The 12066-nt window shown below is 32.4% G+C and carries 10 protein-coding genes; 5 read left to right on the plus strand and 5 right to left on the minus strand.

The window, feature by feature from the left end; genetic code table 11:
• Both BOW55_RS21090 and BOW55_RS19635 read right to left on the minus strand, forming a co-directional pair.
• Positions 1-270 (minus strand): type II toxin-antitoxin system RelE/ParE family toxin (locus BOW55_RS21090; protein ID WP_206733630.1); only part of this gene is annotated, 270 nt, incomplete at its 3' end.
• Positions 271-327: 57 nt separating this feature from the next.
• The gene (locus BOW55_RS19635) at positions 328-1287 is read right to left on the minus strand and encodes an MBL fold metallo-hydrolase (RefSeq protein ID WP_129026029.1); all 960 of its coding nucleotides are present in this window, start codon (positions 1285-1287) and stop codon (positions 328-330) included.
• 181 nt (positions 1288-1468) lie between these two features.
• Between BOW55_RS19635 and BOW55_RS19640 the strand changes: the two genes are divergently transcribed.
• From BOW55_RS19640 to BOW55_RS19660, 5 genes are all read left to right on the plus strand, one after another.
• Positions 1469-3022 (plus strand): aldehyde dehydrogenase family protein, encoded by a 1554-nt coding sequence (locus BOW55_RS19640; protein WP_129026031.1) that lies wholly within the window; start codon positions 1469-1471, stop codon positions 3020-3022.
• 126 nt (positions 3023-3148) lie between these two features.
• On the plus strand, positions 3149-3961 hold the full coding sequence (locus BOW55_RS19645) for a leucine-rich repeat domain-containing protein (protein WP_129026033.1): 813 nt from the start codon (positions 3149-3151) through the stop codon (positions 3959-3961).
• Positions 3962-4002: 41 nt separating this feature from the next.
• Positions 4003-5046 carry a hypothetical protein gene (locus tag BOW55_RS19650; protein ID WP_129026035.1) on the plus strand — a complete coding sequence of 348 codons (1044 nt, stop codon included), beginning with the start codon at positions 4003-4005 and terminating at the stop codon, positions 5044-5046.
• A 7-nt stretch (positions 5047-5053) separates the two neighbouring features.
• Positions 5054-5617 (plus strand): LemA family protein, encoded by a 564-nt coding sequence (locus BOW55_RS19655; RefSeq protein ID WP_129026037.1) that lies wholly within the window; start codon positions 5054-5056, stop codon positions 5615-5617.
• Positions 5598-6002 (plus strand): hypothetical protein, encoded by a 405-nt coding sequence (locus BOW55_RS19660; protein WP_129026039.1) that lies wholly within the window; start codon positions 5598-5600, stop codon positions 6000-6002. Before BOW55_RS19655 ends, BOW55_RS19660 begins: the two co-directional genes overlap by 20 nt.
• Positions 6003-6064: 62 nt before the next feature.
• Here BOW55_RS19660 and BOW55_RS19665 read toward each other — a convergent pair whose 3' ends face one another.
• The 3 genes from BOW55_RS19665 to BOW55_RS19675 all read right to left on the minus strand — a co-directional run bounded on the left by BOW55_RS19665 (position 6065) and on the right by BOW55_RS19675 (position 11796).
• Complete coding sequence (locus BOW55_RS19665; protein ID WP_129026041.1) at positions 6065-8914, minus strand: T9SS type A sorting domain-containing protein; 2850 nt, start codon at positions 8912-8914, stop codon at positions 6065-6067.
• Positions 8915-9468: 554 nt separating this feature from the next.
• The gene (locus BOW55_RS19670) at positions 9469-10242 is read right to left on the minus strand and encodes a Bax inhibitor-1/YccA family protein (protein ID WP_129026043.1); all 774 of its coding nucleotides are present in this window, start codon (positions 10240-10242) and stop codon (positions 9469-9471) included.
• A gap of 162 nt (positions 10243-10404) precedes the next feature.
• Positions 10405-11796, minus strand: coding sequence for an NADH-quinone oxidoreductase subunit N (locus BOW55_RS19675; protein ID WP_129026045.1), 1392 nt, complete (start codon positions 11794-11796; stop codon positions 10405-10407).
• Positions 11797-12066: the final 270 nt, after the last annotated feature.

Consider the following 12066-nt stretch of genomic DNA (forward strand, 5'->3'; position numbering starts at 1 on the left):
AGGCTTTTGACGATTATTTGAGAAAGTGATTAATATTATGTCATTTTCTTTTATTTCATAATATAATTTAACCTGTTTTGAAATAACTAATTCCCGGCATTCTAGTTCTGCATTGTATTTACCTAATTGAGGATTTTTTTCAAGTAAAGTAATAATATGTAATGTGTCTTTGATGAATTTTTGTGTTATTAGTATGGTCCAATATTGTTCTAAATAATATTGGATATGATAAAAGGTGTAATTTGCTTTTTTTGACCAAACAATTTTCATTACTAAATTTTGATTATTTGGTAAAAATATAAAAATTAACCTACAAATATATATTGCTTAAAGATTAAATTTTACCCCTTGTTCAGGATAAATAATCTTTACCCCTAAATCATTTTGATTTTTAATTTGCTCTTTTAATTTCACAATATTCTTAGCAGGCGGTTTCAAATGTGTTATGATAATGTTGAAATCTTTTAGACTTCCTTTTCCTGATAATTTTTCTAAAACATGAAGTTCTTTCATTAGATAATTGGGCGTTAAATGTCCAAACAAAAATTGATCAGGCTGTTCATTGGGAAAGGAAACTTCAATAAAAATTCCTTTCAATTGTTTGTTTTTAATAAGAGGAGCAACTGCTGTCCATAAATTTTTAAGATTATCACTTTTTTCAACTGCGTCAGGTCCCGTATCACCTAAATATAAAACATATGAATCTCCATTTTTTATTAAAAATGCAGTGCTCTCAAACGGATTGACGTGACTTAACGGAAAAGCTTTTACCGTCATTTGAGTGTTCGTAATCGGCGTTTCAAGGTTGGTTTTTAAAGTCTCAAAATGATATTTTTTCAAAGGAGTTCCAGGGCCTTTATCTCCAAAATTTGCCCAAGTTTGATCATTAAAATAATGATTTTCCATCATTTTCATGCATTTTTCAGTTGCATAAACTGTCTTAGAAGAATCTGCAGGAGAATTTATGATTAAGCCAGAAACGTGATCTAAATGAGCATGTGAAATAAAATAGCCTTTTATATATTTTCGCAAAACTTCACTGGTTGAAACTTTAAAAACTTTATTTTTTATGGCAACTTCAATTCCAGCATTTATGGTTCCTGCATCTAGACAGATAAAGTCGTTTGTATGTAGAGGAGCAAGTAAATAAGCAGAAAGATTTTTTTCGTCAATTCCGCCTTTTACACCCAATGGAACGACTTGAAACGAAGTTTTTTGATCTTTTTGAGAAAAGGCATTTAGTGTAACTAATATAAGGCAGAGTACAAGACGTTTAAAAAGATTCATGTTTTTTATTTTAGAAAAGCAAATTTCATCAAATTTACTGAATAAAGCAGGCTTTGATTCTGTTATTACTATTAAATAGCCTTAAATTTACTCTGATTTTAACTATTCTGATTTATTAGAAAGTAATTTTAAAATAATATCTTTACGTATTAATATAACAATTTTAACTAAAAAAGTTACAATGACAACAATAGCATCACAATTTGGCATAAATGAAGCACTTGAAAAGCTAGGAATAAAACAAGTAAATGAAGGAACTTCTACAGGAATAGAAAATTTTTCATCGGGTGAGATTTTAGATAGTTTTTCTCCTGTTGACGGAAAATTAATTGCGTCTGTAAAGACTTCTACACTTGAAGATTATGAAAAAGTAATGCAATCTGCAATTGAAGCTTTCAAAACATTTCGTTTAATTCCTGCGCCGCAGCGTGGAGAAATTGTACGTCAGTTTGGGCAAAAATTGCGTGAAAATAAAGAGGCTCTTGGTAAATTGGTTTCATACGAAATGGGGAAATCTTTGCAGGAAGGTTATGGAGAAGTTCAGGAAATGATCGATATCTGTGATTTCGCTGTTGGATTATCACGTCAGTTACACGGATTAACGATGCATTCTGAAAGACCAGGACATCGTATGTACGAACAATACCACTCATTGGGAGTTGTGGGGATTATTTCGGCATTTAATTTTCCGGTTGCAGTTTGGTCTTGGAATACGGCTTTGGCTTGGATTTCTGGTGATGTCTGCGTTTGGAAACCTTCAGAGAAAACACCACTTTGCGGTATTGCGTGCCAGAACATAATCGCTCAGGTTATTAAAGAGAATAATCTTCCAGAAGGAATTTCTTGTTTGATGAATGGCGATTATAAAATAGGAGAGTTGATGACAAAAGATACTCGTATTCCGTTAGTATCTGCGACTGGCTCTACAAGAATGGGAAAAATTGTAGCGCAGACTGTTGCAGGTCGTTTAGGAAAATCATTGTTAGAACTAGGAGGAAATAACGCTATTATCGTAACTCCAGATGCCGATATTAAAATGACGGTTATTGGTGCTGTTTTTGGCGCTGTTGGAACTGCTGGACAACGTTGTACATCAACTCGAAGATTGATTATTCACGAAAGTATTTATGATAAAGTAAAAGATGCATTGGTAACGGCTTACAAACAGTTGCGAATTGGAAATCCGCTTGACGAAAATAATCATGTTGGACCGCTTATCGATTTGCATGCTGTCGAGATGTATGCACTTGCTTTAAATAAAGTAGTTGCTGAAGGTGGAAAAATTCTTGTTGAAGGCGGAGTACTTTCAGGCGAAGGTTACGAAAGCGGCTGTTATGTTAAGCCCGCAATTGCCGAAGCTAAAAATTCATTTGAAATTGTACAGCATGAAACTTTTGCTCCGGTTTTATATTTGATTAAATATTCTGGAGATGTTGATGCTGCAATCGAAATTCAAAATGGTGTTGCACAAGGATTGTCATCGGCAATTATGACTAATAATTTACGTGAAGCCGAAAGATTTTTATCGGTTGTAGGTTCTGACTGTGGAATTGCAAACGTAAATATTGGAACTTCGGGTGCTGAAATTGGCGGTGCTTTTGGTGGTGAAAAGGAAACTGGCGGCGGACGCGAATCTGGCTCTGATGCTTGGAAAATTTATATGCGTCGTCAAACCAATACAATAAATTATACGACTAGTCTGCCATTGGCACAAGGAATTAAATTTGATTTGTAAAAATAGAAGATTTATTAATAAACCGCTTTTTTCAATATTTGGAAGAAGCGGTTTTTTTGTATTGAATTTGTAGTAATTTATTTAGATTTGTATTTGATATCAATGAGTAATATATAATTCAATAAAATGCCTTTATTTTTTTTAGCAGGACTTACGCCTTTTGGATATGCTTTTATAGGAGTTGCTCTTTTGTCTTTTTTAATAGCTTATTTGTGGCTTAGATCGTCAAAGAGTGAATATAAATTAGGCTGTTTTTCTGTTGGAATTGCTGGATTTATTGTTTGGTTTGGTTTAATGTTTCCCACTTTTATCTCGTTTAAAATTATCGAAAGTGATAATGACGCAGCAAAAATCGGATTGTTTATTTTTTGGCTTTTTCTTTTTGCTTTGATAAGTTATTCATTGTTTGCAAAAGACACTACAAAACTTAAACACATTATTCTTTCGTTTTTTAAATATCTTCTGTATTTAATCTTTATCGGTTTGTTTCTGGTGTTGTTCTTCGGAATGGCATATTATATTTATTTGAGACTTTTTACAACCGAAAAAAATGAAGATCCCATTTGGGTCGCTTTCTTGTGTATCTTTTTTGTTTCTGTATTAAGTGTAATTGGTTTTGGTTTTTTGGTGAGAAATAAAGAAGAGGAGAAAAGGGAAAGATCGACTTTTTATGATTTGGAAAAAGCAAAGTTAAAGCCGCAGTTAGTTATTGAACTCGATTTATCAAAAAATAAACTAAGTAAATTTCCAGAGGAGATTTTACAGTTTAAGAATTTGAAATTCTTAGTTTTAAGTCATAATGAAATTAGTGAAATTCCAAACGATATCAATAAATTGCACAAATTGATTGGTCTTGATTTAAGTCATAATCCAATTTCAGATTTAGAAAGGAATCGCTTAAGAAAACTGCTTTCTAAAGAAGTTGAAATTGTATTTTAAGGAATTCTGTAAAAGAATATCCAAATTATAGCATTGTAAATATGAACGAATTTTTTGCATTTCTTACTCAAAACAAAGCCGATGCTGGAGTGGTTGTTTTTTTAATGCTCTTTAGTATGGGTGTCGCTTTATTTCAAACCGTAATTTTTTCGGGACTTTATAACTTGAAATTTCCTAACTGGTTGTTTTTTGTTTTATGTCCGCTTACAGTTGGCGTGAGTTTTTTAATTGATCCAGGATATCCATTTGCGGTTATATTATTTTTGTTTGTCTCTGTTTTTCTATTCGGAATCATCGGAATGATTTATTCAGGAATTAAAAGCAGTAAACAAGAAAAAATAGACAGAGAAAAATTTAATAGGCTTCACAATATTCCAAAAACGAAATTAAGGGATAAACTTCTCGGATTCTTTGTTTTAGTTTGCATTGTTGGAGCTTTTTATGGGCTGGCAGTAACTGAGAATTTAAAGCTTCTGTTTTTAATTATTCCTGGTTTTGTGTTGGTTAGTTCGATATTTTTTCCAAGCAGTAAAAGCAAATTTTATAAAATGCAGTCTATTTTGCCAACATCAAAAATAGATGCAATTGCTATGGGTTTAGTAGAAATTGAAGGAGATTTGGAGGAAATCGAACCTATAATTTCTCCTTACTTCAAAAAACCATGCATTGGTTATTCGTATAAAATAGAAAAAGAAAGTCCGAGAGATGATGACGGCAGAACAACATATTCAACTATTTTCAGTGAAGTAAAAACGGGGAAATTTAAAATTAAAGACGAAACGGGTTCTGTTACGGTAGATGGCGAAGGATTAGAATATTATTTTGATAGAATTGACAATCAGTCTGGAGGAAAAACAAGATATACTGAAACCTACCTGAAAAGTGATGATTATATGCTGCTTATAGGTTATGCGGCCTCAGATAATGGCAATGTATTAATAAAAAAAGATAGTGCAGATACTATTTTTGGTATTGCAGTTCCAAGGAGTATTTCATTTAGAAATAAATACAAACCGCTGCTGGATTCTTTTTTAACCGTTCTGTTTTTTATCTCACTTATACTCATCTATATTATTTTAAATTAAAGAAAATATGACTGTTCAAAACATTGCCTTAATTATCGGAATAATTCTAATTATTGTGTTTTTTAATTTTTTTATTAGAATTTATAATAAGCTGGTTATGCTGAAAAATAATAATGAAAAAGCATTTAGAAATATTGATGTTATCCTGATGCAGCGCGCAGAAGAAGTGCCGGAATTGGTGAAAATTGTGTCTAAATTTACAGAACACGAAACCGCAATGCTTACTAATTTGACTAAATTAAGAACAGATTTTTTAAACGCGAAAACGGTCGAAGAAAAGATTGATAATGCCAACGAGTTTTCGAAATCATTAAAAAGCATTTTTTCAGTTTCTGAGAATTATCCAACGCTGTTATCCAACAGTAACTTTTTAGAATTACAAAAAAGAGTTTCTCAAATGGAGGATAAAATCGCTGACCGACGAGAGTTTTTTAATGATAGTGTAAATCTGTATAATGTAGGGATTCAGGAGTTTCCTAATTTTATTTTGGCTAATATAATTGGTTACAAAACACAGACTTTATTTGATGTTACACCAGAAGATAAGAAATATGATGGAGTTCAACTTTAATACTTTTTTTGGTTACGAGAACGAAATTAACAGTCTGAATGACACTGTGCTTATTTATGGTTTTGGAAGTATAATGTTTGGTTTAGTAACTCTAACATTTGCCGCTTTTATAATTAGAAAGCTTGGCTTTGGCGTTGTAAACAGCTATTTTATAAGTCCGCTTATGTTGTCTTTCGGGCTTACAATAATGGTTTCTATTTTGCCTACAATTGTATTTTACGTTGTAGCTAATGATATTTCACCAGTAAAAATTTTATACTGTTGGATTACAATTTTTATAGGAATGTTTTTGTTTGTTATGTTTAATTTAGAAACTATTAAAAGCTTTTTTAGAGAATTTAATAAAGTAAGTGAACAAGAAGAATTTAGAAATAGAAAAAGATAAATTATAGTTTGAATGAAAATAAAAAAGGCTTCCAAATTTTTGGAAGCCTTTACTTTTATAAATTATTTTTTAATAATAGTCTGATTATACGAACCATCAGCTGTGTATATTTTAGCTAAATAAGTTCCAGTAGTCAAAGCGTTTAAATCGATGCTTTCGCTTCCTTTTTGTACTGTTTTTACAAGAAACCCTGTTATGTTATATATAAGAATTTTTTCAACAGTCAAATTTGGATCTGATAAATACAAAGTGCCAGTTGTTGGATTTGGGTACAAAATGGCTTGCGTGCTTTCAGTCTCTGCAACTGTTTCACTTATAGATTCAGTCTGTGCAATTCTTGCCGTTGAGCCGCTGTATGCAGTACTCATATAAAAAAGATTTGCCGTATCTTTTTTCGTAATTGTATGGCTGCCGGCAGCCAGAGAAACCGTAACAATTCCGTTTGAAGCAGTTCTATCTACATTATCAACTTTTATAACAGCTGATGGTTCAATTAGTACAAGCGTTAAAGTACTGGCTTGAGACGTTGTAAAAGAGATATTAGTTGAAGATTCTATTTTTAAACACTGCGTTAATGTCAAGTTATTGTAAGTTACAGTGCCTTTTGTCGTCGAAAGATTTCCAGTTATAGTGTAAAAACTGCTTGTTTTACCTGAAGCAGTAAAATTGTGAATCTCATCTCCACTTGGAGTACTTGTCGTTACAGTTATAGTTCCTGAATTAGTAACAGTATTTCCTGTTCCAACAGTTGTTATGGAATAGGATAGAGTCGCAGTAGGTGTCCCTGATATTGTTATAGTTTTAGCAGTTGTATTTTTTACAAAAGTAATTCCAGAAGCAGGTAATCCTGTCACAGTTGCATCAGTTGCAGTTCCGCCCCAAGTAAATACAATTAAATTTATGGCTGTTCCGCTGTTAACAGTCTGACTGTTATTATTAGTTGATGTCAATGTTTGTGTTCCAGCAGGATTAACTGTAATTGTTCCTGAACCCGTTGCTGGCGTTCCAGTTCCTGAAGTAGCAATTGAATAAGTTACTGTTGCAGTTGGTGTCCCTGAAATTGTTATTGTTTTTGCCGTTGCATTTTTTACAAAACTAATTCCAGAAGCAGGCAATCCTGTAACTGCTGCATCTGTAGCGTCGCCGCCCCATGTAAAAACGATACTGCCAATGGCTGTGCCGCTTGTTACTGTTTGATTATTGTTTGTTGTTGAGGTTAGCGTTTGTGCACTTGCAGGAGGATTTCCTTCGCCTTGTACTGCAACTAAAGCGCCGGTATAATTTGTTAATGTTGTTTTTAGCGCTGTAATAACAAGTGATGAAGTATCATCTACACTATTATCAAACACCCATTTTAAATCTCCGCCAGAAACACGTCCTGCATATTGCGTTACTTTTGTTTTTGCCACTGCGGGTTGATCTGTTACAAGATTTTTTACATATAAAGCAGCGTCAGTATCAAAGTTATTGTATGTATTTGCTCCAGATTTTGATTTTACACTGCTGCTTACTGTTTCGCCTCTTGTAGTTGCCAGATAAGCATCAAAATCTGTAGCAGAGCTTATTTTTCCTGAAATATTGTATAAAGGATTCGGATCATTGTAAGCTACAAATCGCATATTATTTGTTCCGTTTGAAGCATCAAAAGTATTGTTAAAAGCTTTGATTGAACCTCCTGCTTCTCCAGAAAATGTTCCCATTGTTCCAGCATTATTCACTTGATTGGCTTCATCCCAAATATCAGAACCTTGCAGCGAAGTCATCATTGGGTGTTTGCTGTTACGGTAATAATTTCCTTCAACAAATAATGACGAACCCAAAGTTGATCCTGCGCCGTATTTTGAAACGCCATCATAATAATTATTGTAAATGTGAGCTGAGTAGTAACGAACTCGCGGATGGCGGGAATCAGAATGGTCAAACCAGTTGTGGTGATATGTGATGTATAAGCCAGTTGTGGTTCCTTCGCTTAAACCTAATAAACTTGCTTTTCCATTGTCCCAAAAGTGATTGTAGGATAAAGTAATATATGTTGAAGATTTATTGTCTAATGCTCCGTCACCTTTTATTTGATCGGCATCGCTTCCTGCATTTCCGTAGAATAAATCGCAGTTGTGAACCCAAATATGATCATTATCCTGTTGCATTCCAACATTATCGCCAGCAGTACTGTTGCAATTCATGAAGCCAATATTGTTAACTTCAACATTTGAAGCTGATTTTAGACGAACTCCCCATCCATTTGCTACAGCATCTGTTCCTATTCCTTCAAAAGTGATGTAGCTTGAAGCATTGTTGGCATTTTCAATAACAACATCTCCGCCTTCCATAACAGTCATATCCGTTATATTACCAATTAATCTAATGATAAATGGGCGAGTGTCTTTTCCTTTTTTGATGGCATATAGAATATTTTGTAAACCAACGCACGGATTTGCGCTGGCGCCTGTAATATTCATCGAAATCGTGTTTTTTGTGTTTTGTGTAATGTATAGAATTACAGCATTATCTTTTGGAGTTCCATCAGCTTTATATCCTCCAGGAACTCTGCCGCTTTCAAATGCAAATCCGTTTCGATCTTGTGGTAATACAGTTAGAGTGCTTGTTGTTGAGCCTGAACCTTCGGTACCAGAAATTACAGGTTTAACTTTTACAGTATAGCTTCCTGCTTTCAAACCAGGAATGTCTGCACGAAAATATGTTCCGTAACTGCGAATCAATTGATCATCAATTTTTTGGTCAGTTAGACCGTTTCCTGTATAGTAAACATTGTAGGTTTGAGCGCCGCTAACAGGCTGCCATTTTACAAAAGCGGTTTCAAGCCAGCCAGAAGCTTCTGTGATTTGAACTTGTTGTGCCCATATTTGGACGGTAACAAGGAAAACGGTTAAGAAAAGTAGGTTTTTTTTCATAATAGTTTGGGTTAAAAAATTAATAATAGTTATTAAGTGGTTTTAATTATCTCAAACAGTAATAAATTGTAATCGATTGCACAAAAATATATAAAATTTTGATATTCTTATTTTTTTGGTAGTAAAAAAAATATATAATCTAAAAATTTTGTAGTTTGGTTTTTTATTATGTAATAAATTGCATTGATTGTAATTTATTACATAATATCTGAAATCTTCGTTAAGTCTTATTTTTATTACTTTTTTTTTAACACAAGTGCTTCTTGAAATTTTTATGAGGCGTCTTTTTTTTTAATTTTTAAATTTTTTTGACAAATTTGTTAAAGAGAGAAAAAGATTACTTTTATGAAGGAAAATAATAATCTAATGGATTGATGAATGCGGAAAAAACTACTTGGGATATTTGTTTTGCTCTTGAAATTAAAATAGAGTATTGTATAAAATGAAGTTGTAAATGTATAATTCTATTATTATGCTTTTTGAAATGTATAGGTACAAAAAAAAAAGCCTTTTGTATTATCAAAAGGACTTTTAGAATATGGTAAAACTAGTATTTAGTCTTTACTAGATAGTTTCAATAGTAATCTTAAAAATTCAACATACAACCAAACTAAAGTAATCATTAGTCCCATTGCGCCAAACCATTCCATATATTTTGGCATTCTTTGCTGTACCCCTTTTTCGATTTGATCAAAATCTAAAAATAAGTTTAAAGCAGCAATAACAATTACAAAAACACTAATTCCAATACTCATCATAGAATTTCCATGATGTACAGGAGTCCAGCTTGTAAACATTGAAACTACCCACGAAATTAAATAGTAAGTTGCGATTGCTAATGTAGATGCAACAACAACTGATTTGAATTGTTCTGTAACTTTAACAATTCTAAATTTATACAATCCTAAACAAACTAGAAAGGTTACAAGAGTTGCACCAACTGCATTAACAACGATTCCTGGATATCTTAATTCAAAAATTGCAGATATTCCTCCAATAAATAAACCTTCAAAAAGAGCATATCCAGGAGCTAAGTATGGAGAAGCTTGCGGTTTAAAAGCAGAAATAATAACTAAAATTAATCCAACAATTGCGCCGCCAATTGCAGGTAGCATTGGATTCATTCCGTTAAATGCCATCCACCATGTAATCATAGATGATGCGCATAATATTAAAAATAAAATTGCTGTTTTATTAATAGTACCAGACAAAGTCATTTCCTGATTGTAATCAATAATTTTTGCTTCGTGTACTTCTTCAGCTCTTGAAACTGCATTTGATGAAAAACGCTTGTTGCTTAAAAATGGATTTTTTGAATTGAAGGCCATAGTTTTAATACATTTAATTGAACCCAAATATATGGAGTTTTTTCGAGGTGTGGCGGCTTGAGCTAAATTTTTAACATGATTTTCTCTTCTATAAAAAGCAGGTAAAAAAAAAGTCCATCAAAAAAAAATCTTGATGGACTTGTGTTTATTTTGAAGTAAATTTTAATTCAATAAGTCTAAAACTAATGATGGGAATAATCCTAAAACAATATTTAAAACAATTGACACAACTGCAACTGCATAAATAAGAAATGGTTTTCCTGTACGTTTTTCATTTGGTTCTTTAGAATACATTGCCAAAATAAGTTTGAAATAATATCCAACACTTATAATTGAATTAATTACTGCAACAATAACTAAAGCAATATATCCCGCTTGAATCGTTTGATTGAATAAGAATAATTTCGCGAAGAATCCTGAGAAAATTGGAATACCAGCCATAGATAACAGCGAACCAGTTAAGATTGCAGCCAATAATGGATTTGTTTTTCCAAGTCCGTGGAAGTTCGTAATATCCTCGTTATCCTGATTTTTACAAACGTATAAAATAACACTAAAAGCAGCGATTCCCGCTAAAGCATAAGCTGATGTATAATACAATAAAGTACCAGCTGATGTTGCAATAGATAAGAATGTCATTAACATGAAACCTGCGTGTGAAATTCCTGAAAATGCCAGCATACGTTTTACATTAACTTGACGTAATGCCATTATGTTTCCAACGGTCATTGACGCAATTGAAATAATTACAATGATGTTTTCAAATGTTCCTAAAAGTTCTTGATTCTCTAAAGATGGAATTAAATTAAGTCCAGCAACTAATTTGTAAAGAGTTGCAATCGCTACAACTTTTGCCAAAGTACTCATTAAAGCCGTTGTTAAAGCTGGAGAACCTTCGTAAACGTCTGGTGCCCAGAAATGAAATGGAACAGCAGCAATTTTAAAAAACATTCCGATAGTCATTAAAACCATTCCTATTGGAAACCAGATTGGAAGTTCTGCAGATAAAGAACTTTCGTGAATTTCTGTAACATCAAATGTTCCCATTGCTCCGTAAATCAAACAAATTCCAAATAAAATAATTCCAGATGCAAAAGATCCCATTAGGAAATATTTCATACCTGCTTCATTACTTTTAATATTCAAACGATCGCTTGCTGCAAGAACGTATAATGCGATAGATAAAATTTCGATTCCAAGGAAAAACATAGCTAAGTTTCCAAAAGAAACCATAGCAACGGCTCCAGCTAATAAAAAGATTTTTATAGCAATGAAATCAGAAATTTTCGATTGATGATTTTCGTAAAAATTATGACTTAATGCTACAAGGAAAATAGTCAGAATAATAAATAATGATGAAAAGGCAGTTGAGAATTTATCTACTGCAATCATATTATTGTAATAACTTGCTGTTGATCCAAATTCGTAAAAGTTAAGTGCCAAAACGCTCAATAAACCTACAATGGTAAACGGAACGATGCCTTTTCTAAAATTTAGAATTTCAAACAATAGGCAAAAAATACCCAATCCTGTAATTGCTATTAATGTATTCATTTTTTTTAATTCGTTATTGTTTTAGAAACCATAAGTTGATTGTTTTGAGAAAAAAGCAGAGCAATTTCTTTCAATAAATTTATGACAGTTTCTCCATTTTCTTTTGTATCGATAAAAACACCATATTCTTTTTCAAACTTGTAAATGTATAAAGATGCATTGCTGGTGCTCCGTCTGATACAATCATTATTTTAAGACCTTTATCGTCTTTTTTACCTTCAGTTTATTAAGGTCAATTTTTGATACTGGAATATTATGTGTAAAAGTATT

This window comes from Flavobacterium sp. YO12 (assembly GCF_004119495.1).
Classification (GTDB): domain Bacteria; phylum Bacteroidota; class Bacteroidia; order Flavobacteriales; family Flavobacteriaceae; genus Flavobacterium.

Coding starts and splice junctions, on each gene's coding strand:
- BOW55_RS19635 (WP_129026029.1), bottom strand. CDS start 1,287: ATGAATCTTTTTAAACGTCTTGTACTCTGCCTTATATTAGTTACACTA.
- BOW55_RS19640 (WP_129026031.1), top strand. CDS start 1,469: ATGACAACAATAGCATCACAATTTGGCATAAATGAAGCACTTGAAAAG.
- BOW55_RS19645 (WP_129026033.1), top strand. CDS start 3,149: ATGCCTTTATTTTTTTTAGCAGGACTTACGCCTTTTGGATATGCTTTT.
- BOW55_RS19650 (WP_129026035.1), top strand. CDS start 4,003: ATGAACGAATTTTTTGCATTTCTTACTCAAAACAAAGCCGATGCTGGA.
- BOW55_RS19655 (WP_129026037.1), top strand. CDS start 5,054: ATGACTGTTCAAAACATTGCCTTAATTATCGGAATAATTCTAATTATT.
- BOW55_RS19660 (WP_129026039.1), top strand. CDS start 5,598: ATGATGGAGTTCAACTTTAATACTTTTTTTGGTTACGAGAACGAAATT.
- BOW55_RS19665 (WP_129026041.1), bottom strand. CDS start 8,914: ATGAAAAAAAACCTACTTTTCTTAACCGTTTTCCTTGTTACCGTCCAA.
- BOW55_RS19670 (WP_129026043.1), bottom strand. CDS start 10,242: ATGGCCTTCAATTCAAAAAATCCATTTTTAAGCAACAAGCGTTTTTCA.
- BOW55_RS19675 (WP_129026045.1), bottom strand. CDS start 11,796: ATGAATACATTAATAGCAATTACAGGATTGGGTATTTTTTGCCTATTG.